A 26,579-nucleotide genomic window follows, 5' to 3' on the forward strand; every position below is an offset into this window, starting at 1 on the left:
TTTCGAAAAGGTTACAAATTAACATTTTATATACCCCATTATTCTACAATTTATGTGGATTTATTACTCATTTATAATCTTTTTTACGATAGACGTTGAAAAAAGATATAGAATAATAAATAATTTTGAAATTTGGATTGCATTATAAAGCGGACTTAATGGAAATAAGAAGTAAACAGGAAAATTTTAGGTTACGGGAGTGGAAGTTGACGGATATAGACTCGTTAGCGAAACATATTAATAACGTGAAAATATGGAATAACGTGCGGGATGGACTTCCATACCCGTATACAATGTTGGATGCCGATAAGTATATCCGGATGGTACAAGCCCAGCCTTATGTCCAAAATTTTGCCATAGAGGTAGTGGGAGAGGCCGTGGGTGGGGTAGGGATCGTACCCTTGACTGATGTGGAGCGTCTTAGTGCGGAGGTCGGTTATTGGCTGGGTGAGGACTATTGGGGGCGGGGAATAATGGGCGAGGCTGTTGCGTTGCTGGTTGATTACGTGTTTCGGGAAACCGGAATTATTCGTTTGTTTGCCTCTGTTTACGAGTATAATCCTGCCTCGATGAAAGTGTTGGAAAAAGTTGGTTTTACCAGACAGGCTATTTTGCGTGATGCAGCGATTAAAAACGGACGGGTGATAGATATGTATTATTATGATTTAGTAAAGCGTGAGGTATGAAAAAGCGAGTGTTGATCACCGGCGCCGCGGGAAATTTGGGAGGATTGCTCGCCCGTCATTTGTTGAAAGACGAGATGTTGTTGCATCTTCTCGTTCATTGTAAAGATGTAAGTCAGGAATTAAAGACGAAAGATAATGTGAACGTGTTCCGGGCGGATCTTGCTGTGCGGGAGAGTTTGAGGGATGCTTTGAATGGGGTCGATACTATCGTTCATTTTGCCGGGGTGCTTTTCAAGCATAATCCGGAAAAGTTTTTAAAGACGACAAATACCCTATATTTTAAAAATTTATTGGATGTGGCCGTTCAAAAAGGGGTAAAGCGGGTTATTTTAATTAGTTTCCCGCACGTGGAGGGTGAGACAACCCCGGATCATCCCGCTAGGGGAAGATTGGACGGAAATCCTATTTCGATGCATGCCCGGACTCGCTTGGAAGAGGAAAGGTTACTATTCGAGTATGGGGAGCGAAGAGGTTTTGAACCTGTCGCTTTAAGAGTCGGGATGGTTTACGGGAAAGGGATCTTGATGATTGATGCGGCCCGTTGGTTTTCTCGTCATGCCCTGCTGGGAGTTTGGAGAAAGCCTACTTGTATTCATTTGATCTCCACGGATGACTTTTTGGAGGCGACGAGGGCGGCAATCATGAATGAAGGGGTACGTGGAATTTATCATGTTGGGGATGAGGGTATTCAGACCTTGCAAGAATTCTTGGACGAGGCTACAAAATACTGGCACACGTGTAGGCCTTGGCGAATGCCTTTATGGATGATTAACACAGCGGCACGAGTGTTCGAGTTGGTTTCCCGACTGTTCGGGGTTAGAAGCCCGTTAACTATCGATTTTATCCGGATTGGGCGAGTGTCATATTACGGTGATACTTCCCGGATGAGGGAGGAGCTATTACCTCGTTTGAAATACAAGAATTTCAGAGAAGGATTGGAAACACTATGAAATAAGAATCATGATAAAGTACGGCGTTTTATTGATTTTAGTGGTGATGGCTGTTTCGTGTGCTACTCCCAGTTATATGCATTTATATGAGTCCCCGAAAAGTTTGGATTTCACGACTGGCAAATGGTTGGTGACGAACGTGGAAACTCAGTTACCTCTCATGTACAGGGAAGGGTTGACACGTGATCTATTAAAGGAATTGAAAAAGATGGGAGGGGATTCTATTTATTTTTTGAATGATATATCCTTGAAATACTTGTCTCATGACAAGCTCTCTTTCGAGTTGTCTCCCGAAGTGATGGAGACGTTGAAGAAAACAACGGATTACAAGTATGTGGTGACTGCCACGGCTCGAAAAGTGCGTAATGAGGTCAGTGATTTGATTTATCCCGGGGGACCACTTTCTTACCAGAAGAGCGAGTCGGAAGTCTGTATTGCCGTGTATGATGTCTTCTTGGGAGCCCGGATTTATTTTCAGCGAATAATAGCATCCGTGACACTGGATGCGGGAGACGAGCAAGTTGTGTTTGCTCGTTCGGCTGGTACATTATTATATAATGCGATGAAAAAAGGGCTGAAGGATATAAAAAAGAATTCCCGGAAGGTAAAAAAAGAACGAGGTGGGAAGTAGTGGTATTGACAGTCTATTTCGCCCGTGTCTTGCCGTAGTCTCGTTAATATGATGATTGTATGAGAACATGATGTCAGGAACAAATTAATTCCCCGTATCGTTGACCTATCGTTAATCTATCGTTAACCTATCGTTAACCTCTTAGCGAGACATAGGTGGGATACCGGTGTATTTACCTTGAGATATAGTGAGATCCAAATGCAAGATTACCGTGAAATCTCGTGATAGACTAAATACTAATTAACAAATAAAAAAAGACCGCAATCCATGTTGCGGTCTCTTTGTATATTTAGAAAGTCTTATTACCAAGCGAACATAGGTCTGTCACTCATCATGGCGTTTACTTCTTTCTTTACTTGTGCGATCACGGCTTCATCGTCCGGGGCGCTCAATACTCTGTCGATCATGTCCACGATGATAGGCATATGCTCCTCTTTCAAACCACGAGTGGTGATTGCTGGAGTTCCTACACGAAGACCTGAAGTAGAGAACGGGGTGCGGGTATCAAATGGAACCATGTTCTTGTTGATTGTGATGTCAGCTTTAACAAGCGTGTTTTCAGCTTTCTTACCAGTTAATTCCGGGAATTTGGTTCTCAGGTCAATCAACATGGAATGGTTGTCGGTACCGCCGGAAACCACTTTATAACCTTTGTCCACGAATGCTTTGGCCATCGCTCTGGCGTTTGCTAACATTTGTTTTGCGTATTCCGAGTACTCGTCAGACAATGCCTCGCCGAAAGCAACAGCTTTAGCGGCAATCACGTGTTCAAGCGGTCCACCTTGTTGGCCCGGGAACACGGCAAAGTTGATCACTTGTGACATCATCTTGATCTCTCCCTTCGGAGTTTTCAATCCCCAAGGATTCGGGAAATCTTTCGGAAGAAGGATCATACCCCCACGAGGTCCGCGAAGGGTTTTGTGAGTGGTGGTTGTCACGATGTGGCAATATTCCATCGGGTTGTTCAACAAACCTTTGGCAATCAATCCGGCAGGGTGAGACATATCGCACATTAGCAAAGCACCTACTTTATCAGCGATTTCGCGCATACGTTTGTAATCCCAATCGCGAGAATAAGCGGATGCTCCAGACACGATTAATTTCGGTTTGTGTTCCAAAGCCAGTTGTTCCATCTCGTCATAGTCAACCATCCCGGTTTCTTCTTTCACGTGGTAAGCTACCGGGTGATAGTTAATACCGGAAAGGTTCACGGGTGATCCGTGTGAAAGGTGACCGCCATGAGCCAAGTCAAGACCTAAGAACGTGTCGCCGGGTTTCATGCAAGCAAAGAACACGGCAGCGTTAGCTTGTGCGCCGGAATGCGGTTGCACGTTAGCAAATTCGGCACCGAATAGCTGGCAAGCCCGGTCGATAGCCAGTTGTTCCGTCTGGTCAACGATTTGGCAACCACCGTAATAACGGGCCCCGGGGTATCCCTCTGCATATTTATTGGTCAGGCAAGATCCCATAGCCTGCATTACTTGCTCGCTCACGAAGTTTTCAGATGCGATTAATTCAAGTCCTTCTTTTTGACGATGACATTCTTTGTCAATCAGGTCGAAAATTTGAGTGTCTCTTTTCATTATTTAGATTTTTAATACTATAGACGTTTATAAATCTAGGCCAAAATTATACTAATCGTGCATGTAAACAAAGTATTTGTCAACTTTTTTTCATCTCTTGTTTTTTAATTTTCGAATATTTGTGTACGTTTGTTGTGTATAAAATTAACTTGATTATGGAAAATCCTTTTAACGTAGAGAAACCGGTCAGACCGACTTTTCTAACTGTACTTTGCATCTTGACATTTATTGGTAGTGGTTGGGGTTTAATTAACAATTTATTCCAATTAGCGATGTTTACACCGGAACGATTGGTTGCTCAAATTCAACAGATAACGACGATGGCCGGGACCGAAACGCAACCTTCTTGGGTTTCTTCCATGCTGAGTTCATCCTTGGAGGTGTTACAAACTACCATCATGCACGGGAAAGCAATCTACTCGTTGGCAGCCTTGTGTGCCGTGATCAGTTTGATAGGAGCTTTCATGATGTACAAGCTAAAAAGGAATGGTTTCTATTTGTACGCGGTTGCGCAGATCGGGCAATTATTTATCATGCCGATTTACTCCGGTTGGAACAGTGCCGTGATAGTTTCCATGGCAATGTCCGGGTTCTTTGCTCTCTTGTTTATTATTCTATATGGACTGAATTATAGTAAGTTAAAATATTAATATTTTGAAGTAAAACTCCTATCAATAGGGGTTTTTGTCTGATGTAATGGATGTCAATAAACGATCGTTTATTGACATCCATTTTATTTGCTCACAAGGAGGTGGGAAAAAGAATTAAATAATTGAGAATGAATTTTTAAGAAAATGATTGAAAAGTCGATTTAATGCTTTTTATTTGCAACTATTATATGATCATTTCTTAATACAATCGTTTATGACATTTAATGATTCTAAATCAATGGTTTACGCTGGGAAAGTGAATTATTTGAAGAGGGGGTTTCTGTTATATATGTGTGCCTCTTGCCTGTTACTCGTTCAATTTGTGATTTATCTCGTGAATAGTAATTACTGGGAATCCTTGAATTTCGTCGGGGGTTTTTATTATTTGATAGCGGCACTGGGACAAGCTTTTCTTTTCAATTTGATTCCTTGGGTTGTTTTATATCTTCCCTTCGCGTGGTGGCGGCAGATGCGGAAGGTCGGTACCATGCTGTTTACTTGTGCTATATTTTTATTGAACGTGTTGGCCTATCTGAACGGGATTGTTTTCCAGTTGTATAAATTCCATATTAACGGGTTCGTGCTAGATCTGGCTTTTGGCGGGGGAGGAAACCAAGTATTCGTGTTTAATGATACCTTGGTCCTGCACGGGGTTTTTATCGGGTTACTTATTTTATTGTTTACTTTGGTGGTTATTTTTATTGCTTATCGATATGCCCGGTATGTTACTTCGAAACAGGTGAAAATCGGGATTTATCTGTTTCTGTTTTCCTGTATCGCACCCCAGTTAACCCATGCTTATGCAGCGGCAGCTAACGTGAATTCGATCACGGAAGTATCGGCTTGTTTACCGCAATATTACCCTTTGACGGCCAACCGTTTGATGTTGAAGTTGGGAGTGGTCAAAAAGGAAGATTTGTATGTGAATAACCCGGATAAGGGGAAAGGGCATGGTTTCGTGTATCCTCTGCATCCGCTGGAAAAAACGGATAGCGTGAAACCGTTGAATATCATTTATCTTATTTTGGATTCGTGGAATTTTAGGACTTTTACACGGGAGTGTTGTCCTAACATCCGGGCTTTTGGCGATCGTTCTGCGGTGTTCAATCGTCACCTGAGTTCCAGTAATGGTACGCGGGGTGGGATATTCGGTTTGTTTTTCGGTATTTCCGCGACGTACTGGCAAGATTTTGAACGTACGGGAGTACAACCTTTATTTATCGAGAACTTACTGGAAAATGGGTATGATATAGAGACGTTCGCCAGTGCGACGCTTGTTAATCCTCCTTTTTATCGCATCGTCTTCGGGAACGTGAAAGATATTCGCAAGGAAACACCGGGGGCAACTCCGTTTGACCGGGATAACAGGATCACGGAAGATTTTCTGAATTATCTGGATGAACGAAAAGAAGTGGATCAACCTTTCTTTTCGTTCGTGTTCTACGATTTGTTGCACGCGATAGATATTCCGGCTCCCTATCGTAAGAAATTTCAGCCTTCGTGGGATTATGCCAATTATTTGGCTTTAAATAATAATCTGGATCCGGAACCATTCTTTAACCTGTATCGAAATTGTGCCTATTATGTCGATTCGCTTGTGGGAAAGGTGGTGAATAAACTGGAGGCGAACGGGTTGTTGGATAATTCCGTGATTGTCATTACCGGGGACCACGGGCAAGAGTTTAACGAGAATAAAAAGAATTTCTGGGGGCATGGAAGTGATTTCTCGAACGCACAGGTGCATGTTCCGTTTATCCTGTACTATCCGGGAAATACTCCCGGTGTGTACTCGCACAGGACATCTCATTATGACGTGACACCGACTTTAATGAAACGGGTGCTGGGAGTGAAGAATCCGGCGGAAGATTATTCCATGGGAAGGGATTTGTTTGATCCTGAACGCCCGCCTTTTCATCTGGCCGGGGATCCGCAGAATTATGCTTTTATCATGGATAACGTGATCTACGAGAAGAAGGTGGCCGGGAACATCCAGATGACGGATTCTCTGTTGAATCGTCTTCCCCGGAATCAAGTAAATTCGGGATTACTGCTTGAAGCGATTGAATTTAAGAATATGTTTTTGAAAAAGTAATTTGTCATTTGAAATAAAAAAAGCTGCTTGTAAAAGCAGCTTTTTTTATTTTGATTATCCTCCGAAGTTATCGTACATTACGTTTTCATCCGGAACTCCAAGGTCGTACAGCATTTTGGTTACTGCCGAGATCATCATGGGAGGACCGCAGAGGTAGTATTCAATATCTTCCGGGTTTTCATGATTCTTCAAATAATTCTCGAAGATTACCTGATGAACGAAACCCGGTTTGTAAGCCACTCCGGCTGCGTCAGCCACGGGATCCGGTCTGTCGAGAGCCAGCGTCCAGTGGAAGTTCGGGTTCTCTTCTTGAATCTTGTTGAACTCGTCCACGTAAGGAGCCTCTTGCAAAGCACGCGCACCGTACCAGAAGGTAACTTTACGATTGGTATGCATCGTGTGGAAGAGGTTAAAGATGTGTGAACGCATGGGGGCCATACCGGCACCACCACCGATGAACATCATCTCGTTGTTCGTGTCTCTCAAGAAGAACTCTCCGTAAGGTCCGGAAATACTTACCTTATCTCCCGGCTTGCGAGAGAAGATGTAAGAAGAACAGATACCGGGATTCACGTTGGCAAAACCACCGATAGCTTTGTCAAACGGGGGAGTCGCGATACGAATGTTCAACATGATAATGTTACCTTCTGCCGGGGAGTTGGCCATGGAGTAAGCACGGTAGGTTGCTTCCGGGTTGTGCATTTTAAGATCGAACATTTTCATGCGTTCCCAGTCAGCCTTGTACTTCTCGTCAATATCGAACGTCTTGAAGTCAACGTCGATTGCAGGCACGTCAATCTGGATATATCCTCCGGATTTGAATTTCAGGTTTTCGCCTTCTGGTAATTTTACCACGAATTCTTTCAAGAAAGTAGAGATATTTCTGTTGGAAACCACTTCGCACTCCCATTTCTTGATTCCGAGAACTTCTTCCGGAATGTGCATCTCGATATTCTCTTTCACTTTTACCTGACAAGCCAAGCGCCAGTTGTCGTGTTGTTGTTTGTAGGAGAAGAATCCCGTTTCTGTTGGTAGGATAGACCCTGCTCCGGATTCAACCTGACAACGACACATACCGCATGAACCTTTACCTCCACAAGCCGAGGGGAGGAAGATTTTGTTGTTTCCAAGGGTGGCCAACAGCGTGGACCCCGGTTCGGTTACCAATTCCTTTTCGCCATGATTAATGTCAACTTTCACCTCTCCTTTGGGAGTCAGTTTGGCCTTGGCGAACAAAAGCATGCCCACGAGAATCAGTGTTACGATGAGGAACACGATGACCCCTGACATGACAATTGTTGTATTTATTGCTAATAACATCATTTTTTAATTTTAGATTTTATGATTTTAAATTTTAAATTGAGGACTCCAGAGAAATTTACAATCTAAAATTTACAATTTAAAATTATTTTACAGGTTAATTCCCAAGAAACTCATGAATGAAATAGCCATCAATCCGGTCACGATAAAGGTAATACCGATACCTCTAAGCGGGGCGGGGATATTTGAATATTTCAGTTTCTCACGAATAGCGGCAATACCCACGATGGCGAGCATCCAACCGATACCTGAACCCAAACCGAAAGCCGTTGCCTCTCCAATGTTAGCGTATCCTCTTTCTTGCATGAACAGGGATGCTCCCATGATGGCGCAGTTTACCGCGATCAACGGAAGAAAGATTCCTAACTGGTTGTAAAGTGCGGGGGCAAATTTCTCAACGACCATTTCCACGAGTTGCACGATAGCGGCGATAACTGCGATGAACATGATGAAACTCAAGAAACTTAAATCGATGTTTGCCGCACTTTCACCCAGTAACCAGCTTAAAGCTCCAGCTTTTAGCACGAAGTTATCCAGCAAGTAGTTTACCGGGACGGTGATTAATAACACGAACACGACGGCAATACCTAATCCGAATGATGTTTTCACGGTCTTTGATACAGCAAGGTATGAACACATACCCAAGAAGTAAGCAAAGATCATGTTGTCAATGAATACGGACCGTACAAATATATTTAATAGATTTTCCATATCGTTATTTCACTTTTAGTTGACTATTTCTGTTCTATTAAATCCTTGTTCTTGGAACGGTGAACCCAAATGATCAGCCCCACCAGCATCAATGCCATCGGGGGAAGAATCATTAAACCGTTGTTTTGATAACCCCAATCGTAGAATATTTGTGGGATTACTTTTACCCCGAACAAAGTTCCGGACCCCAGTAATTCACGGAAGAAAGCTACGATCACGAGGACTAACCCGTATCCGAGACCGTTACCGATACCGTCCAGTAATGAAGGCCACGGTTTGTTACCCAAGGCGAAAGCCTCGATACGTCCCATGATGATACAGTTCGTGATGATCAACCCGACGAACACGGATAACTGTTTACTTACCTCGTAGGCGAATGCTTTCAGTACCTGATCGACGATGATTACCAATGCAGCAACCACGACCAACTGCACGATGATACGTATACGTGTCGGGATTGTATTCCTCAGTAGCGAAAGAATCACGTTAGAGAATGCCGTTACGGCTGTAACCGAAAGAGCCATCACGATGGCCGGTTCCATTTTCGCGGTTACGGCGAGAGCAGAACATATACCCAGAATCTGTACCAGAACGGGGTTATTTTTGCTCAAGGGACCGAGCAACAACTCTCGGTTCTTAGCTGAAAATAATGTTTCTTTATCGCTCATTATTGTATTTGTTTTAAGAATTGTTCGTAACATTTTAAGTAGTCGGCGATCATCGTCTCAACTGCTTTTGACGTGATGGTACCCCCGGAGATTCCGTCAACTTCGTGTACTCCGGTTGCGTTACCGCCTTTCTTCACCGTGATGGCTTTTAAAGAGGAGTTTTCAAAAACGGTCTTTCCGCTGAATTGCTTCTGGAAAAACGGTTGGGTGATCTCGGCTCCAAGTCCGGGAGTTTCTCCTTTGTGGTCGAACAGAACCCCGTAAACGGTATTTTTGTCCTCATTTAAAGAAATATAACCCCATACCGGACCCCAAAGTCCAACCCCGTATGTCGGCAGGATGTATTTGGTGGCTCCGTCAATGTCGGCCACGAATACAGGGAATTTAATGTCCGCTAATGCTTTGTCATCTTTGATTGTTTCTGAAAGCAATTTTCCGTCCTTTAACGCTTTTTGAAGTTCGGGGTTTTTCATTGCTTTCTGAAGTTTCTTACCTTCGGTCGGGATGTCCACGGCGAAAGCGTTTCCTTCGATAGCCTCACCCTTGTAGTTCAGAATGAATTGTTTTGTGATGATTTTGTTGAACAATTCAGCCGAAGTTTCCGGGGTAGAACTAACATTTACAGAACTCAGAATGTTTTGTCTCTTCTCGTTCTCAATATTCTCATCTTGGTATGGCTTTAGTGAAAGAGACACTATCGCCAGAATGGCTGCAACTACGACAACCAAAACGATGGAATAGATAAAGGTATATGTATTTCCTTGTTTGTTCATCTCATTAAAGATTTAGTGATTTACGATTTATGATTTACGATTGTTTTTAGGTAATCTGAAATCATGAAATCTTAAATCTGAAATTGTTTAGCTCTTTTCAGTCTGCGCTTGATGTTACCTTGAACGACAAACCAGTCAATAAGCGGAGCAAAGGTGTTCATTAACAGGATGGCTAGCATCATACCTTCCGGGTAACCGGGGTTAAGCGTACGAATGAGGATGGCCATGACTCCTAAAATGAAACCGTATATCCATTTCCCTCTTTCCGTTTGTGCCGATGTTACAGGGTCTGTTGCCATGAATACGGCTCCGAAAGCAAAACCTCCCATGATTAAATGAGTAATCGGGGTGATTGCCGCGTACGGGTTGGTTGCGGGTAACGTGTAGTTCAGTAATAAAGCCATGCAGTAACCTCCGATGAAGGTGGAAAGCATGATTTTCCAGCTCCCGATTCCGGTGGCAATTAACAAGATGGCTCCGAGCAATATACAGAAGGTTGATGTCTCACCCACGGATCCCGGGATCAATCCCCAGAACATGGAAGACATATCATAGGTCGTGGGCAGGCCTTGGGCAGCCTCGGCAAGCGGGGTTGCTTGCGAGAACCCGTCGGGCATTCCGGCGATCCATACTTTATCCCCCGAAATCATGGAAGGGTAGGAGAAGAAGAAGAACGCACGGGCTAATAAGGCCGGGTTCCAGATGTTCATTCCTGTACCACCGAAGATTTCTTTACCGATAATCACAGCGAAGGCGGTGGAAACTCCCACCATCCAAAGGGGTGCGTTAATCGGCATAATCATTGGGATTAATAAACCGGATACGAGGAATCCCTCGTTGATCTCGTGTCCCCTGATTTGTGCTGCAGCAAACTCAATACCCAATCCGACCACGTAGGAAACGACGATCATGGGTAACACTCTCCACAGTCCATAGAAGAATAACTCGAAGAAGCCGGTATCGGCCAGAGTACCCATAGCATTGAAATGCTGGTATCCCACATTATAAATACCGAATAAAAGGGCCGGAATCAAGGCCATCACGACAATGATCATGGTTCTTTTCAGATCAATTGCGTCCCGGATATTACAGCCTGAAGATGTCGTGCGGTTAGGCACGAAAAGAAAAGACTCAAAACCCGTGAAAACGGAATGCAACTTGTATAGTTTGCCTCCCTTTTCAAATTTTGGCTTTTGCTTATCTAGATAGTTGCGTAAAAAATTCATCTTTATAATTTTAAATTTTAGATTTTAGATTTTAAATTTTGAATCGTGTCCCATCAAGGAATTGACAATTTAAAATTTGCAATTTAAAATTAGCTTAGTTCTTTTATCATTAACTCTATACCTTTGTCCAGTATTTCCTGTACCGGAGTTTTAGAGGTACAAACGAACTCGCATAAAGCCATATCTTCCGGGGCAACCTCGTACATACCGAGTTGTTCCATCTTGTCCAGGTCCTCAGCCAGTACCGCTTTTAGCAGGTAAACGGGAAGGATGTCCATGGGAAGAACTTTCTCGTATTGTCCGGTCACCACGAAGGCTCTTTCTTCCCCGTGATAGTTGGCATCAAGAGTGTACTTCTTGTTCGGGCATAAGAAAGAGGGGAAAGTTTTTGATATGGAGAATTTGTTGAAACCGGGAGTTGCCCAACCCAAAAATTCGTAATTATCACCCTCAGGAATAACGGTTACCATATTATTATAGTATCCGAGATAGTTTTCTTCAGTTACTTTGTAGCCCGTGAGTACGTTACCGGAAATAATGCGTTGATGAACTTGATTCTTCAGTTTTCCGTTCACGATACAACCGATTTTTGCCCCCAGAATGGTTTTGTAGTAAGCAGGCTTTTCAACTTCCGAACCTGCGAGAGCGATCGTCTTGCGAGCGTCGAATTTTCCGGAAGTGAATAATCGTCCGATAATGGCAAGATCCATTGCGTTTACCACCCAAACGATTTCCCCTTTGTTGATCGGGTTCAGATGGTGAATCTGGATTCCTGCATTTCCTGCCGGGTGTGGTCCCGCAAAATAATTCACATCCACGTTTTTCAACTTGGCGAACACGGATGTTGAAGGCGTCCCTTCTTTCAAGTTCAAATTCACGTTTTTACCGCATAATTTTTTTAAGCAATCGATTCCGGATTGGAGTGCGGTTAGCTCGTCTGCAAGAGTAATGTCGAAATCCGGAGCGAGAGGAGCGGAATCAAAACCGGACACGAATATCGCCTTCGGCATATCAGCCGGGGTAGCGATGATGTCGTACGGACGTTGTTTGATCATGGGCCAAACACCGCTGTCAAGTAATTTTTCGATGATTTCGTCTCTGGAAAGTTTGTTCACGTCTGCTGCCCCGAAATCCTTGTATTGGATTTGGGCATCCGCTTTAACCACGACCTCCAGCAATTTCCTTCTTTCTCCTCTGTTTACGGTTTCGACTGTACCGCTAACAGGTGATGTGAATTTGACTTCAGGTCTGTACTTGTCGATAAACAACACGTCACCCGCTTTCACTTGATCGCCTGCCTTTACTGCAAGTTTGGGAGTAAGTAGACGGAAATCTGTCGGTTTTACCGCATAAGAATCACATCTCTCGATGTTTTTCACCAGATTTTCGGCTTCTCCTTTTAACTTGATATCAAGGCCTTTTTTCAGTTTTATAACCTTGGACATTGTTCTATTATGTTTTTGATATGTAGATAATTATTTCTAATTCACCCTGTAATTGTTTATTTTAAAAACACGTGCAAATATATAATCAATTATTGAATTTATTCAGTAATTCAAAAGTTAATTCATCCCTTTAGATGTTTTTTTTTACTGCTTGATTTTTCAAATAAATGAATGTTTGAATGAGGTGAGGTTTATTGATGAAATTCCCTTTTGGCATGGTATTTGTAGAAAAGAATGAGAAAACTAATGAGTACTAATTATCCAAAATGGTGATTGAATTATGAAAGGAATATTTTTTTATTGTGTATTAGCAATATGGATGACTTCGTGCAAGTCGGCAAAGGAGAGCGTTTCTCTGACCGGGGTGAAATGGGTTGCGGAGAGTTTGAACGGGAAAGAGATTAAGTTCAAGGAAGGTGGGAGCGAGGTGTTCATCACGCTTGAAAGCAGTGATAAGAAAGTATTTGGAAGGGCGGGATGTAATCGCTTTTTTGGAGTTTACGAACAAAACGAGTCGCAATTAACTTTTAGCGGTATGGGAGCAACCAAGATGGCTTGCCCTGATATGGATATTGAAACAAGTTTTTTCAAGGTTCTGGAAGATACGAAGAGTTTTATCATAAAGAATGATAAGTTGACGTTGAAAGATAGTAATAACGTGATTGCGGTATTTAAAGCGCAAAAAGAAACTCCTAAAAAGGAATAAGACAAAGTTTATAGTTTGATTTTTCGTGTAGTAAAAAGAGTGTCAAAATTTGTTTTGACACTCTTTAGTTTATAAGTTTTTTTAAACCACTTCCGCGACGACAAAAGTGCTTCCCCCGATGTATATCATATCCCGGTTGCTGGCGGCTTCACGAGCGGCTTGATAAGCAGCTGCAACTGTCGGGAAGGTTTCCCCGTGGAGATGATTTGCCCGGGCTTTCTCGGCTAAAGTTTTCTCATCCATGGCTCTGGGTATGGATGCTTTGCAGAAATAATAAATAGCGTCTTTTGGCAGGATGTGCAACACGCTGTCCACGTCCTTGTCGTTTACCATACCGATCACGAAATGGAGTTTTTCATACGTGCAGGTTTTTAATTGGGCGACAATCTCGGTCAGTCCATCGATGTTGTGTCCGGTGTCGCATACCGTATAGGGCGTTTGTGATAATTCTTGCCAACGTCCAAGTAATCCCGTGTTGCGAATCGTGTTGGCTATGCCGTTATATATGTTTTGATCGGAGATATGTAAACCATTGTTTCTTAAGCTTAGAACCGTTTCCAGAACGGCCGGAATGTTTTTTCGTTGATAAAGTCCTTTCAAGTCTGCTTGCACGGGGACAAACACGATCCCGTTTTTGTTTTCCAGCCGGTAGGCGTTTTCATTATCCCGTGTTACTTGCCAGTTTTCGGATGCAAATTCAAGGGTGGTTTCACACTCTTTTGCTTTTTCAATGAAGACAAAATCACTGGCAGGGTCTTTCGTTCCGATGATCGCGGGAACACCGGGTTTGATAATCCCCGCTTTTTCGTGTGCGATTTTTTCAAGCGTGTCACCGAGAAGGGCCATGTGATCGAATGAAATATTCGTGATCACCGAGGCCAGAGGGGTAATGATATTCGTGGAGTCCAGTCGTCCGCCAAGTCCGACTTCGATAACAGCAATATCAACTTGCTGGTCTGCGAAATATTGAAAGGCCATGGCCACTGTCATCTCGAAGAAGGACGGTTTGATCCCGGCGAAAAGGGATTTATTCTCTTCCACGAAATTGATCACGTATTGTTCCGTGATCATCTCCCCGTTTATTTTGATACGTTCGCGGAAATCTTTCAAGTGCGGTGACGTGTATAGTCCGGTTTTATACCCGGCTTCCTGTAATATGGAGGCTAGCATGTGAGACACCGAACCCTTACCGTTTGTACCCCCCACGTGGATGGTCTTGAATTGTTTGTGCGGAGAACCGAAGTGTTCATCCAGTTTTAACGTGTTGTCCAGATTGGCTTTGTACGCGGCCTTACCTTCTCTTTGATACATGGGAAGTTGGGCAAACAACCATTCTAATGTTTCCTTGTAGTTCATGTATATTCTTTTAAATAAACTGGTTCATTCTATTGAGCGGGCAAAAATAGTAAAAATATACGGTGGGTGTGAGTTCAGGCTTTGATATTTCTTTTCAGTGGAAAAAGGCGTGTGTTTGAGGATGAAAATGTTAATAATATATAAGAAGCATGGGTTTTTGATTGCGTGCAAATGTGGAATAAATTTGAGAAATGTAGGCTGTGTGGTGTATTCTTTTCGTCTATTTCATCTGACGAGCGTGGGGCGTGAGGTGAAGAGTGAGTGTGTGTCGGAAGAGATGGTGTATGTATTTGACGAAATTTCACTAACTTTAAACCCGGAATTAGTATGTCATGATAAGAAAACGTGCTAATTATCGAAGTAACGTATGTGTCGCATTTGGGAAATAAAATGAAATAAAAATATGGGAAAGGAAGTACAGGCAATCTTGAATCTTTTGAATGAAGGTGTCGTCGTGGAGGGAGATATTCAAACGCCAAGGGATATACGGATTGACGGCACGCTTGTCGGGACAGTTCGTACTGATGGGCGTTTGGTGCTCGGGCCTTCTTCTCGTGTTTCGGGAAAAGTTAATTCTCCGAATATTGACGTGTTCGGGAACGTGGAGGGGGATATCGTTTCAACCGGTATTGTCGTGTTAAGGGCAAAATCAAACGTGAAGGGAACGATCTCTGCGGCAACCATGGTTGTTGAAGTCGGGGCGGTGTTTAACGGGGAGTGTAGTATGGTTGTGTCTGCCAAAGGTATTGGTCGCCCGGAAACGGCAGAAAAGAAATAATGCAAATTCTTTGTGTCGGATTTCGCCGAAAAGATATAACTTTGCAGAAATTATAGAACGTTATATGGCTAATGATAGTAAAGTTGTTCCAGTTCCGGTCTTGAGACGGATGCCCGCGTATCTTTCTTTCGTGAAGACATTGCAAAAGCAGGGAGAGAAATACGTCTCATCGACAAGGATTGCCGAATACATGGAAATAGACGCCACGCAAGTGACGAAAGATTTGTCGCATACCGGTATCTCCGGTAAAACTCGTGTGGGTTACGAGGTGGATAATTTCGTGGAGATACTGGATGACTTTCTTGGTTTCAACAAGATTAATAACGCTTTTCTGGTTGGGGCAGGTTCGTTAGGATGTGCCTTGTTGCAGGATAAGGGATTGAGAAATTTTGGGTTGAATATACAGAAGGCTTTCGACGTGGACAAGTCTAAAATCGGGACCAAGATTAATGATGTCGAGATTTTTCACGTGGACCAGTTCCGGGGAATGCCGGGAGAATGTAACGTGGCGATAGGTATCATTACCGTTCCGGCCGAATGTGCCCAGAACGTGGCCGATTTAATGGTTGCTTGGGGGATTAAGGCTATTTGGAATTTTACCCCGGCCCGGATTAAAGTGCCTGCCCATATTGCCGTGCAGAACACGACGATATACACGAACTTGGCCATTTTATTTAATAAATTACATGGGCAGGAATAGCTTTGTCAATTTTAGATTCCAGTGTGCGAGCCGACACCTTTTATCTTTTAGTTTTTAATTTCCTCTTACACAGGGGAAGGGTTGATTACCAAGCGGTTCCCTCTTCCGAGTAAGGAGGGATTAGGGAAGGTTGCCGCTTTGAGCATGACTTTTGAGTTCGTCTCTCATTTTTTCCCGAGCTAACATCTACACGTTACCTTTTTTTAGAAAAATACAAATATTGTTAGGCAATATATTGTAAATCAATTATTTATATTTTATGTATTTACTTGTTGTCATACATTAACCAGCTCGTTTGTATATTATATTATAATTTAATATATTTTCAATATTAATAGGAGGGGAATAGGGGAGGGATGGGAGTGGAATGGGAGCGGGTCACAATGTGAATGCAATAAAGTAGATAAATAATAGCGAATATTTACATTTATTAAATAACATCCGGGGTCGTTCTCGAACATGCCTCGTGTCTGTTTCTTTTTCAAGACAAGAGACGTGTTTAAGCCGGGCTTTTTCTTTGATATTCCGATGTTTTTTTATAATTTTGCGGTTCGTAAATTACAAAAAGTAATAACTAAAAGAAAGCAGAATGGTAAAGATTAAATTTCCCGATGGGAATGTAAAAGAGTTCGAGTCCGGGGTAACCGGCATGGACATAGCTAAGTCGATTAGCCATAAGCTGGCTAAGGAAGTGTTGTCTATATCCGTAAATGGCGTCACGTGGGATTTGATGCGCGGTATAACAACAGACTCCGAGATTAAGCTATATACATGGGACGATGAAGAGGGACGCCATGCTTTCTGGCACTCATCTGCACACCTTATGGCAGAAGCTTTGCAGGCTATTTACCCGAATATCAAGTTCGGTATCGGTCCGGCAATTGAAAATGGTTTCTACTATGACGTGGATCCGGGAGAAGGTGTTGCTATCCAAGAGAAAGATTTGGTGGAGATCGAGAAGAAAATGTTGGAATTGGCAAGAAAAAACGAGGAGTATTGCAGGATAGACGTTAGTAAGCAAGAGGCGTTGAATCATTTTTCATCGCTCAATGAAACATATAAAGTAGAGTTAATCAACGATTTGGAAGACGGAACAATCACGTATTACCGTCAAGGTGACTTCACGGACTTGTGCCGCGGACCGCACTTGCCCAATACATCCTATATCAAGGCTATCAAGTTGACTTCTGTTGCCGGGGCATACTGGAGAGGGAACGAACATAACAAGATGTTAACCCGTATATACGGTATCACTTTCCCGAAACAAAAAATGCTGGACGAATGGCTGGTATTGATGGAGGAGGCAAAACAACGCGATCACCGTAAGATTGGTAAGGAGATGGAGTTGTTCATGTTCTCGCAAGCAGTTGGTTCGGGACTTCCGATGTGGTTGCCGAAGGGAGCCATGTTGAGAGATCGTCTGGAAGCCTTCTTGCGCAAGGTACAGAAGAAGTACGGTTACGAGCAGGTGATCACCCCGCATATCGGTAACGTGAATTTGTACAAGACTTCGGGACACTTCCAGAAGTACGGTAAGGATAGTTTTCAGGTCATCACGACCCCGCAAGAAGGGGAGGAATTCATGTTGAAACCGATGAACTGCCCGCACCACTGCGAGATGTACAAATTCAAACCGCGGTCTTATAAAGATCTTCCGGTTCGTTTTGCAGAATTCGGTACGGTATATCGCTACGAGCAGAGCGGGGAATTGCACGGGTTGACAAGGGTTCGCGGGTTTACGCAGGATGATGCCCACTTATTCTGTACGCCCGATCAGTTGAAAGAGGAATTCAAGAAAGTAATCGACATTATTTTCACGATATTCAAAGCGTTGAGTTTCGAGAATTTCACCGCGCAGGTGTCCTTGAGAGATCCGAATAACAAGGAGAAATACATCGGAACCGATGAAAACTGGGAGAAAGCCGAGAGTGCCATTATCGAGGCGGCAGCCGAGAAAGGTTTGAAAACAACGGTAGAGTTGGGTGAGGCCGCTTTCTACGGTCCGAAACTGGATTTCATGGTGAAGGATGCCATCGGGCGGAAGTGGCAGTTAGGAACGATCCAAGTGGATTATAACTTGCCGGAACGTTTCGAGTTGGAATACACGGGTGCTGATAACCAGAAACATCGTCCGGTAATGATTCACCGGGCACCGTTCGGAAGTATGGAGCGTTTCGTGGCCGTGTTGATCGAACATACGGGTGGAAAATTCCCTTTGTGGTTGACTCCGGATCAGGTCGTGGTACTCCCGATCAGTGAAAAATACAACGATTATGCTCAAAAAGTTGTAAATTTCTTAAATAATTCCGACATTCGCACCGTTTTAGACGATCGTAACGAAAAGATTGGTCGTAAGATACGTGATAACGAGTTGAAAAAGATTCCTTATATGTTGATTGTCGGAGAGCAGGAAATGAACGAAAATAAAGTTTCTGTTCGTCGTCAAGGAGAGGGAGACAAAGGATCCATGACAACGGAAGAATTTGCGGAAATGATAAATAAAGAGGTAGAAGCTCAGTTGAACTCTATCTACAATGAATAATAATAAAAGGAGGATTAATTATAGCAAGAACAATGGAAATTAGGGGCAGAGGTCAAAATGACAAGCCACAGCACAGAGTGAACGAGCAAATTCGGGCTGCTTCTGTGAGAGTCGTTGGTGAAAATGTAGAAGCGGGTGTTTATCCTTTAAAAGAGGCTTTAGCCATGGCTGAAGCTGCCGGAGCTGATCTGGTAGAGATATCCCCCAATGCCGATCCACCTGTATGCAGGATCATTGATTACAGCAAGTTCCTGTATCAGTTGAAGAAAAAGCAGAAAGAGATTAAAGCCAAGAGCGTGAAGGTCGTTGTAAAGGAGATCCGTTTTGGGCCTCAAACAGATGATCATGATTTCAATTTCAAGTTGAAACACGCGATCGGGTTCCTGCAAGAGGGGGCGAAGGTGAGAGCCTACGTGTTCTTCAAAGGGCGTTCGATTCTGTTTAAAGACCAAGGGGCTGACTTGTTGGAACGCTTTGTCAATGCGTTGGAAGATTACGGGAAACTGGAATCCGCTCCCATGCTTGAGGGAAAGAAAATGATCGTGGTGATTGCTCCTAAGAAATAGTGGAAGTTTAGAATTTAAAGTTTAGAATTTAGAATGAATAGATCTGTGAATCTAAAATCATTCCATCATTGGATTTTTCAATCTGAAATCTGAAATCATTAAATCTAAAATTGATACTGGATATTTTATAATTACATATATTCTGAAACAAATTAAAATTAGAACAAATGCCAAAGATGAAGAGTGTGAGCAGTGCAAAGAAAAGATTTACTTTGACTGCGACCGGGAAGATCAAGAGAAAACATGCTTTTAAAAGTCATATTTTGACCAAAAAAGCAACCAAGAGAAAAAGAAATTTGACTCATACAGCTATCGTTGACGTGGCTAACGACGCAACAGTGAGAAAAATGCTTTGTATCTAAGAAATTAAAAAAACAGTAATTAACCAGGATGTTACGCTAGTTAAGTTCCTTGAGGGACGCTAACATTCAAAAAACAAAAGATTATGCCAAGAGCTAAAAATGCCGTTGCTTCAAGAGCACGTAGAAAAAAGGTTTTAAGTCAAACCAGAGGTAACTTTGGTGCAAGAAAAAATGTCTGGACGGTTGCCAAAAACACGTATGAAAAAGGCTTAACGTACGCGTACCGTGACAGAAAGAAGAAAAAATCAGAATTTAGAGCGTTGTGGATTCAGAGAATTAACGCCGCAGTTAGAATGGAAGGTTTGTCTTACTCTAAGTTTATGGGCTTAGTTCATAAAGCCGAGGTAAACATGAACCGTAAAGTTCTGGCTGATCTGGCTATGAATCAACCGGAAGCTTTCAAAGCAATCGTTGCGAAAGTGAAAGAGTTAGCTTAGTAATTATAAAATATCAGAAAAGGCTGCCCGCGGGTGGCCTTTTTTTATTTTTAAATATTACCTTTGTAAAATAGTGGTACATTATTTTTAATTCAATATAATGAAGATTGCATTACTTGGATACGGGAAAATGGGGAAAACGATAGAGCGTGTGGCTCGTAATCGCGGGCATGAAGTCGTGTTGATCGTGGATGAGAATAACCGGGCAGCGTGTACGGATGATCAATTGAAACAGGCTGATGTTGCGATTGAATTTACAACCCCGATCGTGGCAGTCGATAATTACAATTGGTGTTTCCGTAATCATGTTCCGGTGGTATCCGGTACGACGGGATGGCTGGAAAGATGGAGCGAAGTGATGATGTCACGCGAGCAATTGGGGGGAGCATTCTTTTACGCGTCCAATTATAGTATCGGGGTGAATATATTTTTTCATTTGAATCGCTGGTTGGCTCAGACCATGGCTCGATTTTCCGATTATAAAGTTTCTATCGAGGAAACCCATCACATTCACAAGCTGGATGCTCCCAGTGGAACAGCTATTACTTTGGTAAAAGATATTTTGAAAGAGCATCCGGAATACTCGTCTTGGGTACTGGATGAAGGGGCGGTTGGTGCGGGAGAGTTGCCCATAAAAGCCAAAAGAGAAGGAGAAGTTCCGGGGATCCATACGGTAACTTATAAATCGAACGTGGACGAAATTCAGATATACCATTCCGCTTATTCCCGGGATGGCTTTGCCCAGGGAGCCGTGATGGCAGCTGAATTCCTGATGGGGAAAAAAGGTGTTTTTGGAATGGAAGACTTGTTGAAAATTTAGAGTTTAAAGTAGTTTAGAATTTAAAATTTAGAATTTAGAATGAAAGGACTACCCCCTCCGGCTCCCCCTTACACAAGGGGAGAGACGGACGCAAGAAGGCACTACGATGTAACAGTGTGGCGGTATCCTCCCCCTGTGTAAGGGGGAGTTAGAGGGGGTAGTTAAAACGTTGGTCTTGTGCGGTTGAAATCTAAAATCTAAAATCATAAATCAAGAAATATATGAGTAGGATATTGACAAATAAATGGTTTAAATTAGGGTGCGTTCTTTTCGTGTACCTGCTGTGGACATTATGGATCGGGAGCTGGTGGTTGTTATTAGGTGTGCCTATTCTGTTTGATATTTATATCACGAAGAAAGTGCATTGGGCTTTCTGGAAGAAGAAAGGTGTGGAAAAACAGACTAAGACGGTGGAGTGGATCGATGCTTTGATCTTCGCTATTATCGCGGCAACGTTGATTCGTATGTTTTTTTTCGAGGCGTACACGATCCCGACTTCCTCGATGGAGAAGTCCATGCTGGTCGGGGATTATCTTTTCGTGAGTAAGGTGGCTTACGGACCGAAATTACCTAATACCCCGTTGTCAGTACCATTTACTCATCATACCTTGCCTTTCACCCAGTCAACGAAAGCTTATTCAGACTTGATTCAATGGCCTTACAAACGGATTGCCGGGTTGGGAGAGATTAAACGTGAAGATATTGTCGTGTTTAACTTTCCGGCGGGGGATACGGTAGTAGTCGGAAGGGAAAACCCGGATTACTATTCGCAAATCAGGGGACAGGAGGCTGCTATTCGGTACGTGGCACAAGAGAAGGGGTTGAGTGTAACCCCGGAGGAGGCTTGGTCTATCGCTCGTAAACAGATTTGGCGGGAGAACGAGATTATTGCTCGCCCGGTAGATAAGCGGGAGAATTACATCAAGCGGTGTGTCGGGATTCCGGGGGATGTTCTGGAAATGAAGGATGCTGTACTTTACGTGAACGGGAAGAAGTTAGAGGATAAAGATAAGATGCAATATAATTATGATATTATCGTGAATTCTCCCTTTAATAAGGTAAAGTTGCAAGAGATGGGGATTTCCATGGAAGATATTAATGGGGGGGATATGGGGAATAATCATTACGTGTTGCCTCTGACGGTTGAAATGGTAGAGAAGATCAAGAAAATGCCGAATGTTTTATCCGTGAATCATCAAGAGGATGATGGACAAATATTCCCGTATAGCCCGAATTACCCGTGGACCCGTGATAATTTTGGACCGTTACCGATCCCGAAGAAAGGGGAAACTATTGACCTGACGTTGGAGAATTTACCGCTTTATGACCGTATTATCGGGGCATACGAGGAGAATAAACTGGAGGTCAAGGATTCCGTTATATATATTAACGGCGCCCCGGTAGATAAATATACTTTCAAGATGGATTATTACTGGATGATGGGGGATAACCGTCACAATTCGGCTGACTCCCGTTACTGGGGATTTGTTCCTGAAGATCATATTGTCGGGAAAGCTTATTTTATCTGGCTTTCTCTGGATAAAGATAAATCTTTCTTGGGTAAGATACGTTGGAACAGGATATTCCGGTTCATACATTAAAAAAAGCGGCATGTGCCGCTTTTTTTGTTATTATATTTTGTAACTTGTCATTGTTTTAAAAAATTACATTATGGCTAAAACTAAAAATAAGAAAACATTTGTATTAGATACGAATGTGATTTTACACGATTACAGATCCATCTACAATTTCGAGGATAATGATATTGTTATTCCAATCACGGTATTGGAGGAATTAGATAAGTTTAAACGCGGGAATGACCAGATTAATTACCATGCCCGTGAGTTTGTCCGGGAACTGGATCAGATTTCCGGATCAGATTTTTTTCAAAAAGGAGCGCCGTTAGGTAAGGGGAGAGGGCGTTTGTTTATCCAGACGGGAGTGCCTTTCTCTCCCAAAATGAATGATTCTTTTAGCGAGGATATACCCGATCATCGGATATTGGCAATTGCCGAATATGTAACAGAGAAGAGAGAAGGAGAAAAGGTCGTTTTGGTGTCGAAAGATATGAATTTGAGGATGAAAGCGAGGTCTCTGGGAATTTTGGCAGAGGACTACAAGACCGATCAGGTGAAGGACTTGGAAGTGTCGTTAAACAAGTGTATAGAAACAAAAGAGGATTTCTCTCAAGAGTTGATCGCAAAGCTTTACGAAAGCGGGGAGGCAGGAGTTCCGGTAGAGACGTTTTTCCCGAAGGAAGAAATTAAAGGAAATAATTACTATATATTGAAGAATGGTAGTAATTCGGTATTGGCTTGTTATGATCCCGTCCGGAAAGTGGTGCGAAAAGTGGAGAAACTAAATACTTTCGGTATTTACCCGAAGAACTCGGAGCAGGCGTTTGCTCTGGATGCCTTGATGAATCCGAATATCTCGTTGGTAGCATTGAGCGGTAAGGCCGGTACGGGAAAGACGTTATTGGCTTTGGCGGCAGCTTTGCAACAAAACAAAGCATTCGAGCAAATTTACCTTGCACGTCCGATCGTGGCCTTGTCAAACAAGGATTTGGGGTATTTGCCGGGGGATGTAAACGAGAAAGTTAGCCCGTACATGCAGCCTTTGTTTGATAATCTGGCCGTGATCAAGCATCGTTATAATATGCATAGTCAGGAGAATCGGTTGATTGAGGATATGTTGAAAGATGAACGTCTGGTGATTTCGGCGCTGGCCTATATCAGGGGGCGGAGTTTGTCAAATGTCTTTTTCATCGTGGATGAAGCGCAAAATCTTACGCCACATGAAGTAAAGACGATTATCACCCGTGCGGGAGAGGGCGTGAAGATGGTATTCACGGGAGATATTGACCAGATAGACTCTCCTTACTTGGATCGACAATCGAATGGTTTATCGCATTTGTTTGACCGTATGCAGGGGCAGGATATTTTTGCCCACGTGCATCTGGAGAAGGGAGAGAGAAGTTACCTAGCAGAAGTGGCAAGTAACTTGCTGTAAAGATAAAAACTAAAAGATAAAAGCTAAAAGTTCAATGATTTAGGATTGTTAGCTTTTATCTTTTGGGTTAAACTTTTATCTTTTAGTTTTCAACTTTTAGTTTTTTCAAGTGAATATACTGGGTTTTTTAAGTGCGGCCATTTTATTGACTTTGATGCCGGGGCCGGATATTTTATTCGTGATCACGCAAAGTATTACCCGGGGAAAGAAAGCGGGAATTATTTTTGCTTGCGGGTTGTGTACGGGGTTAATTGCTCACACGGCGGCTGTGAGTCTGGGACTTTCTTTGATTTTATATAATTCTCCGGTGGCATTCAGCGTACTGAAATACATGGGGGCGGCTTACTTGATTTATTTGGGCGTGAAATCATATATCCACCGGAAGGAAAATTCGTTAGCTTTGCCGACTGCTGCCGGGGTAGAATATAAACTGTACCGGAAGGGAATTCTGATGAATATACTAAATCCGAAGGTGCTGTTGTTCTTTATTGCATTCTTTCCCCAGTTTGTAAGTCCTGCCACGGAGAATCCGGCAGGAGAGTTACTGGTGCTGGGATTGCTTTTTATGGCGCAGGCCATTGTTATATTCTCGTTGATAGCCTTGCTGGCAGACCGATTATCACGTCGGTTGATGCAAAATGCTCGATTCTCGTTGATCATGCATATCATCGAATCGTTGGTCTATTTTGCCATCGGAATCAGTCTGATTTTCGTGACTGTTTGATCAGAATTTTCTTAATCGAAGTATTCGAGGTATATAGGTCGAGATGTGGCGGGCTTTCTTGGTTTCGTATACATCTGCAATCTTGATCAAAATTGCTGTTTCTTCCACACCACCAAAGCCCGGGTTTATGGCTGTCCCAAAGGATTTCATGGAAGGTGACAGGCTCATGTAGGCATTTACAAGCGGGGGGATATTTTCCCCGTGTTCCCGGACGTAACGAGAAAGGATTCGATAATCCTCGTCATAATTATTTCCGCAGAGTATTTTCCCGAGTTTATTGTCATCAATATGAATTTCCAACGGAGTAATCGGCTCGACAAGTCGTTCCGTGTCTTTGAAATACTTTCGCATGAAATACAGGATCATGTCACGGGCCTCTATGTTGAAACTGGTGTACATGGTTACTTTCCCGAAGAAGTATTCCATACCCGGATTCTCCACGGTAAGAGCGCCCAGACCGTCCCACAAGTTATCCAAGGCGAACAGGGATTTGCGTCCCATTTTTGTAGACTGGTACAAAGGTTGTACGAAAGAACGCCCCAACTCGATCATTTTAGTGAGATATTGCTTTTTGAAAGCCTCAGAGAAACGGAATAATTCAGTCGTGGCCAAGTTGGGTTCTCCCTCTTGATTTAAAGGAAGGTTGTCACATAAAATATACCGGTACCCGCCCAAGATTTCCTGCTCTTTCGGGTCCCACACGATTAATTGCTGGTAGGGAACCTGTTCGTCAACATCAAACGGATCAATGTCGACCTCTTTTCCAGTACCACCCCCGGCAGTCCTGAAGGTTAATTCCCGTAATCTTCCAACCTCTTTCATCAAGTTAGGGCTGTTGAAAGCATTAAACGAATAGATCTCGTTTCCCCCTTTGTTGGTTTTACGAATGAATCTTTCTTCTGTCAGTTCTGCTAATAATTTCGCTTTGTTTACAGGATAGATGACTGGTTGCATAGTTTATGTAGACTATAATTGATAGACAATATTCTTTATCTCTTCCGCCCACTCTTTCGGGGTTTTGCTCTTGTCCAGCGTTTCCCATTTAATGGGTTTCCCGATGACAAGGGTAAAAGTTGAACCTTTTTTGTTGAATGTTTCCTTGGGAAGATACATCATTTCCAGATTAACCTTTAGCCCTATTTTGGTACGAAAGTTTGCTAAATTATAAAAGAATTTTGAATTTTCCGCTTTTACCCGTATCGGAATAATGTCCCGTTGGTATTTGACTGCTTTAACCACGAAACTTTTTTGCCATTCTAGATCTTGAATCACACCTTTAACTTTGCGGCTTACCATTCCAGCAGGGAAAGTGATGATCTGGGCATCGGAGGCAAATGCGTTTTCCAAATCCACGGCAGCTTCTTTGGCCAAGGCTCCATGCTTGTTAACCGGTAAAAAGATATTATTCAGATTCTTGAGGTTCATCAACAAATCGTTTACCGGGAATTTAAGTTTTTTATATATTTTCCCTAAGAAAGAGATCAGAATGATGCCATCCGGCCCTCCCAGTGCATGGTTGGCGGCGAAAATGTAGCGTCCGTTGGGATCGGGTAAATTCTCTTTACCTTCGATGATGTAAGAAATATCAAGATATTCTAAGATGCCTTCGGCAAAATCCAAACCTTTTTGATCCCCATATTTAGAGATAAAGTCGTTAATCTGGTCTTGGCAGATCACACGTTTTAAAAATGAATAGACGAATTTCGGAATCCAGCGGGCTAACTTCGGATTCTTACTTTTAAAAAGCTGTTCAATATATATCGGTTTAACCGTTTCTTCCATAATAAATGTGAATTGAATCTCCTTGTTTCAAAACTTTTGACAAAGATAAAAAACCTTAT

The 26,579-nt window shown here is 42.8% G+C and carries 26 protein-coding genes; 16 read left to right on the forward strand and 10 right to left on the reverse strand.

Going from position 1 to position 26,579, the window contains the following annotated elements; genetic code table 11:
* Positions 1-158 precede the first annotated feature (158 nt).
* Genes QVC79_RS08230 through QVC79_RS08240 form a run of 3 tightly spaced genes read left to right on the forward strand, consistent with a single transcriptional unit; the run spans position 159 to position 2,267 of the window.
* The gene (locus QVC79_RS08230; protein ID WP_270593337.1) at positions 159-686 is read left to right on the forward strand and encodes a GNAT family N-acetyltransferase; all 528 of its coding nucleotides are present in this window, start codon (positions 159-161) and stop codon (positions 684-686) included.
* Positions 683-1,636 carry an NAD-dependent epimerase/dehydratase family protein gene (locus tag QVC79_RS08235; protein ID WP_270593338.1) on the forward strand — a complete coding sequence of 318 codons (954 nt, stop codon included), beginning with the start codon at positions 683-685 and terminating at the stop codon, positions 1,634-1,636. The genes QVC79_RS08230 and QVC79_RS08235 overlap by 4 nt, the downstream gene beginning before the upstream one ends.
* A 10-nt stretch (positions 1,637-1,646) precedes the next feature.
* Positions 1,647-2,267: a hypothetical protein gene (locus QVC79_RS08240; RefSeq protein ID WP_270593339.1), complete on the forward strand. Its 621-nt coding sequence runs from the start codon at positions 1,647-1,649 to the stop codon at positions 2,265-2,267.
* A 302-nt stretch (positions 2,268-2,569) separates the two neighbouring features.
* Here QVC79_RS08240 and glyA read toward each other — a convergent pair whose 3' ends face one another.
* The gene (glyA, locus tag QVC79_RS08245; RefSeq protein WP_270593341.1) at positions 2,570-3,850 is read right to left on the reverse strand and encodes a serine hydroxymethyltransferase; all 1,281 of its coding nucleotides are present in this window, start codon (positions 3,848-3,850) and stop codon (positions 2,570-2,572) included.
* Between the two features lie 155 nt (positions 3,851-4,005).
* On the opposite strand from glyA, the gene QVC79_RS08250 reads away from it, so the two are divergent.
* Both QVC79_RS08250 and QVC79_RS08255 read left to right on the forward strand, forming a co-directional pair.
* Positions 4,006-4,500, forward strand: a complete 495-nt coding sequence (locus QVC79_RS08250) for a hypothetical protein (protein ID WP_124317239.1) — start codon at positions 4,006-4,008, stop codon at positions 4,498-4,500.
* A 214-nt stretch (positions 4,501-4,714) separates the two neighbouring features.
* Positions 4,715-6,592 carry a DUF3413 domain-containing protein gene (locus tag QVC79_RS08255; protein ID WP_270593343.1) on the forward strand — a complete coding sequence of 626 codons (1,878 nt, stop codon included), beginning with the start codon at positions 4,715-4,717 and terminating at the stop codon, positions 6,590-6,592.
* A gap of 54 nt (positions 6,593-6,646) precedes the next feature.
* Here the strand turns inward: QVC79_RS08255 and nqrF are convergent, their stop codons facing one another.
* The 6 genes from nqrF to QVC79_RS08285 form a co-directional block, all read right to left on the reverse strand.
* A complete protein-coding gene (gene nqrF / locus QVC79_RS08260; protein ID WP_124317241.1) occupies positions 6,647-7,915 on the reverse strand; it encodes an NADH:ubiquinone reductase (Na(+)-transporting) subunit F in 1,269 nt (422 codons plus the stop codon).
* Positions 7,916-8,002: 87 nt separating this feature from the next.
* Entirely contained in the window at positions 8,003-8,623 is a 621-nt protein-coding gene (gene nqrE, locus QVC79_RS08265; protein ID WP_124317242.1) for an NADH:ubiquinone reductase (Na(+)-transporting) subunit E, read from the reverse strand.
* A gap of 23 nt (positions 8,624-8,646) precedes the next feature.
* Positions 8,647-9,291, reverse strand: coding sequence for an NADH:ubiquinone reductase (Na(+)-transporting) subunit D (locus tag QVC79_RS08270; RefSeq protein WP_124317243.1), 645 nt, complete (start codon positions 9,289-9,291; stop codon positions 8,647-8,649).
* Positions 9,291-10,064: an NADH:ubiquinone reductase (Na(+)-transporting) subunit C gene (gene nqrC, locus QVC79_RS08275; RefSeq protein ID WP_124317244.1), complete on the reverse strand. Its 774-nt coding sequence runs from the start codon at positions 10,062-10,064 to the stop codon at positions 9,291-9,293. Before nqrC ends, QVC79_RS08270 begins: the two co-directional genes overlap by 1 nt.
* A 71-nt stretch (positions 10,065-10,135) precedes the next feature.
* Positions 10,136-11,290, reverse strand: coding sequence for an NADH:ubiquinone reductase (Na(+)-transporting) subunit B (locus QVC79_RS08280; RefSeq protein WP_124318442.1), 1,155 nt, complete (start codon positions 11,288-11,290; stop codon positions 10,136-10,138).
* An 89-nt stretch (positions 11,291-11,379) separates the two neighbouring features.
* Positions 11,380-12,735, reverse strand: a complete 1,356-nt coding sequence (locus QVC79_RS08285) for a Na(+)-translocating NADH-quinone reductase subunit A (RefSeq protein ID WP_270593349.1) — start codon at positions 12,733-12,735, stop codon at positions 11,380-11,382.
* Positions 12,736-13,015: 280 nt separating this feature from the next.
* On the opposite strand from QVC79_RS08285, the gene QVC79_RS08290 reads away from it, so the two are divergent.
* Positions 13,016-13,441 (forward strand): META domain-containing protein, encoded by a 426-nt coding sequence (locus QVC79_RS08290; RefSeq protein WP_221230316.1) that lies wholly within the window; start codon positions 13,016-13,018, stop codon positions 13,439-13,441.
* A gap of 81 nt (positions 13,442-13,522) precedes the next feature.
* Here QVC79_RS08290 and QVC79_RS08295 read toward each other — a convergent pair whose 3' ends face one another.
* Positions 13,523-14,797: a bifunctional folylpolyglutamate synthase/dihydrofolate synthase gene (locus QVC79_RS08295; protein WP_124318172.1), complete on the reverse strand. Its 1,275-nt coding sequence runs from the start codon at positions 14,795-14,797 to the stop codon at positions 13,523-13,525.
* Between the two features lie 403 nt (positions 14,798-15,200).
* On the opposite strand from QVC79_RS08295, the gene QVC79_RS08300 reads away from it, so the two are divergent.
* The 10 genes from QVC79_RS08300 to QVC79_RS08345 all read left to right on the forward strand — a co-directional run bounded on the left by QVC79_RS08300 (position 15,201) and on the right by QVC79_RS08345 (position 24,738).
* A complete protein-coding gene (locus QVC79_RS08300; RefSeq protein ID WP_124318173.1) occupies positions 15,201-15,575 on the forward strand; it encodes a bactofilin family protein in 375 nt (124 codons plus the stop codon).
* 64 nt (positions 15,576-15,639) lie between these two features.
* Positions 15,640-16,275, forward strand: coding sequence for a redox-sensing transcriptional repressor Rex (locus QVC79_RS08305; protein WP_087420432.1), 636 nt, complete (start codon positions 15,640-15,642; stop codon positions 16,273-16,275).
* Positions 16,276-16,864: 589 nt separating this feature from the next.
* A complete protein-coding gene (gene thrS, locus QVC79_RS08310) occupies positions 16,865-18,817 on the forward strand; it encodes a threonine--tRNA ligase (protein WP_027200083.1) in 1,953 nt (650 codons plus the stop codon).
* 32 nt (positions 18,818-18,849) lie between these two features.
* Positions 18,850-19,383 carry a translation initiation factor IF-3 gene (infC, locus tag QVC79_RS08315; protein WP_027200084.1) on the forward strand — a complete coding sequence of 178 codons (534 nt, stop codon included), beginning with the start codon at positions 18,850-18,852 and terminating at the stop codon, positions 19,381-19,383.
* A 167-nt stretch (positions 19,384-19,550) separates the two neighbouring features.
* The gene (gene rpmI / locus QVC79_RS08320; protein WP_027200085.1) at positions 19,551-19,745 is read left to right on the forward strand and encodes a 50S ribosomal protein L35; all 195 of its coding nucleotides are present in this window, start codon (positions 19,551-19,553) and stop codon (positions 19,743-19,745) included.
* A gap of 83 nt (positions 19,746-19,828) precedes the next feature.
* The gene (rplT, locus tag QVC79_RS08325; protein ID WP_027200086.1) at positions 19,829-20,182 is read left to right on the forward strand and encodes a 50S ribosomal protein L20; all 354 of its coding nucleotides are present in this window, start codon (positions 19,829-19,831) and stop codon (positions 20,180-20,182) included.
* 100 nt (positions 20,183-20,282) lie between these two features.
* Positions 20,283-21,002, forward strand: a complete 720-nt coding sequence (gene dapB, locus QVC79_RS08330; protein ID WP_124318062.1) for a 4-hydroxy-tetrahydrodipicolinate reductase — start codon at positions 20,283-20,285, stop codon at positions 21,000-21,002.
* A gap of 221 nt (positions 21,003-21,223) precedes the next feature.
* A complete protein-coding gene (gene lepB / locus QVC79_RS08335; RefSeq protein ID WP_287642463.1) occupies positions 21,224-22,603 on the forward strand; it encodes a signal peptidase I in 1,380 nt (459 codons plus the stop codon).
* A 70-nt stretch (positions 22,604-22,673) separates the two neighbouring features.
* Positions 22,674-24,014 carry a PhoH family protein gene (locus QVC79_RS08340; RefSeq protein ID WP_270593353.1) on the forward strand — a complete coding sequence of 447 codons (1,341 nt, stop codon included), beginning with the start codon at positions 22,674-22,676 and terminating at the stop codon, positions 24,012-24,014.
* 109 nt (positions 24,015-24,123) lie between these two features.
* Entirely contained in the window at positions 24,124-24,738 is a 615-nt protein-coding gene (locus QVC79_RS08345; protein ID WP_151411743.1) for a LysE family translocator, read from the forward strand.
* Here the strand turns inward: QVC79_RS08345 and glsB are convergent, their stop codons facing one another.
* Positions 24,739-25,692, reverse strand: a complete 954-nt coding sequence (gene glsB / locus QVC79_RS08350; RefSeq protein ID WP_124318309.1) for a glycine N(alpha)-acyltransferase GlsB — start codon at positions 25,690-25,692, stop codon at positions 24,739-24,741.
* Between the two features lie 12 nt (positions 25,693-25,704).
* Complete coding sequence (gene glsA / locus QVC79_RS08355; protein WP_124318308.1) at positions 25,705-26,520, reverse strand: lyso-glycine lipid O-acyltransferase GlsA; 816 nt, start codon at positions 26,518-26,520, stop codon at positions 25,705-25,707.
* Positions 26,521-26,579 lie beyond the last annotated feature (59 nt).

It is taken from the genome of Butyricimonas sp. (assembly GCF_019423355.1).
GTDB lineage: Bacteria > Bacteroidota > Bacteroidia > Bacteroidales > Marinifilaceae > Butyricimonas > Butyricimonas faecihominis.

What these genes read in the sequence shown, in the direction of transcription:
- QVC79_RS08230 (WP_270593337.1), top strand. Translation starts at nt 159, where the DNA reads ATGGAAATAAGAAGTAAACAGGAAAATTTTAGGTTACGGGAGTGGAAG.
- QVC79_RS08235 (WP_270593338.1), top strand. Translation starts at nt 683, where the DNA reads ATGAAAAAGCGAGTGTTGATCACCGGCGCCGCGGGAAATTTGGGAGGA.
- QVC79_RS08240 (WP_270593339.1), top strand. Translation starts at nt 1,647, where the DNA reads ATGATAAAGTACGGCGTTTTATTGATTTTAGTGGTGATGGCTGTTTCG.
- glyA (WP_270593341.1), bottom strand. Translation starts at nt 3,850, where the DNA reads ATGAAAAGAGACACTCAAATTTTCGACCTGATTGACAAAGAATGTCAT.
- QVC79_RS08250 (WP_124317239.1), top strand. Translation starts at nt 4,006, where the DNA reads ATGGAAAATCCTTTTAACGTAGAGAAACCGGTCAGACCGACTTTTCTA.
- QVC79_RS08255 (WP_270593343.1), top strand. Translation starts at nt 4,715, where the DNA reads ATGACATTTAATGATTCTAAATCAATGGTTTACGCTGGGAAAGTGAAT.
- nqrF (WP_124317241.1), bottom strand. Translation starts at nt 7,915, where the DNA reads ATGATGTTATTAGCAATAAATACAACAATTGTCATGTCAGGGGTCATC.
- nqrE (WP_124317242.1), bottom strand. Translation starts at nt 8,623, where the DNA reads ATGGAAAATCTATTAAATATATTTGTACGGTCCGTATTCATTGACAAC.
- QVC79_RS08270 (WP_124317243.1), bottom strand. Translation starts at nt 9,291, where the DNA reads ATGAGCGATAAAGAAACATTATTTTCAGCTAAGAACCGAGAGTTGTTG.
- nqrC (WP_124317244.1), bottom strand. Translation starts at nt 10,064, where the DNA reads ATGAACAAACAAGGAAATACATATACCTTTATCTATTCCATCGTTTTG.
- QVC79_RS08280 (WP_124318442.1), bottom strand. Translation starts at nt 11,290, where the DNA reads ATGAATTTTTTACGCAACTATCTAGATAAGCAAAAGCCAAAATTTGAA.
- QVC79_RS08285 (WP_270593349.1), bottom strand. Translation starts at nt 12,735, where the DNA reads ATGTCCAAGGTTATAAAACTGAAAAAAGGCCTTGATATCAAGTTAAAA.
- QVC79_RS08290 (WP_221230316.1), top strand. Translation starts at nt 13,016, where the DNA reads ATGAAAGGAATATTTTTTTATTGTGTATTAGCAATATGGATGACTTCG.
- QVC79_RS08295 (WP_124318172.1), bottom strand. Translation starts at nt 14,797, where the DNA reads ATGAACTACAAGGAAACATTAGAATGGTTGTTTGCCCAACTTCCCATG.
- QVC79_RS08300 (WP_124318173.1), top strand. Translation starts at nt 15,201, where the DNA reads ATGGGAAAGGAAGTACAGGCAATCTTGAATCTTTTGAATGAAGGTGTC.
- QVC79_RS08305 (WP_087420432.1), top strand. Translation starts at nt 15,640, where the DNA reads ATGGCTAATGATAGTAAAGTTGTTCCAGTTCCGGTCTTGAGACGGATG.
- thrS (WP_027200083.1), top strand. Translation starts at nt 16,865, where the DNA reads ATGGTAAAGATTAAATTTCCCGATGGGAATGTAAAAGAGTTCGAGTCC.
- infC (WP_027200084.1), top strand. Translation starts at nt 18,850, where the DNA reads ATGGAAATTAGGGGCAGAGGTCAAAATGACAAGCCACAGCACAGAGTG.
- rpmI (WP_027200085.1), top strand. Translation starts at nt 19,551, where the DNA reads ATGCCAAAGATGAAGAGTGTGAGCAGTGCAAAGAAAAGATTTACTTTG.
- rplT (WP_027200086.1), top strand. Translation starts at nt 19,829, where the DNA reads ATGCCAAGAGCTAAAAATGCCGTTGCTTCAAGAGCACGTAGAAAAAAG.
- dapB (WP_124318062.1), top strand. Translation starts at nt 20,283, where the DNA reads ATGAAGATTGCATTACTTGGATACGGGAAAATGGGGAAAACGATAGAG.
- lepB (WP_287642463.1), top strand. Translation starts at nt 21,224, where the DNA reads ATGAGTAGGATATTGACAAATAAATGGTTTAAATTAGGGTGCGTTCTT.
- QVC79_RS08340 (WP_270593353.1), top strand. Translation starts at nt 22,674, where the DNA reads ATGGCTAAAACTAAAAATAAGAAAACATTTGTATTAGATACGAATGTG.
- glsB (WP_124318309.1), bottom strand. Translation starts at nt 25,692, where the DNA reads ATGCAACCAGTCATCTATCCTGTAAACAAAGCGAAATTATTAGCAGAA.
- glsA (WP_124318308.1), bottom strand. Translation starts at nt 26,520, where the DNA reads ATGGAAGAAACGGTTAAACCGATATATATTGAACAGCTTTTTAAAAGT.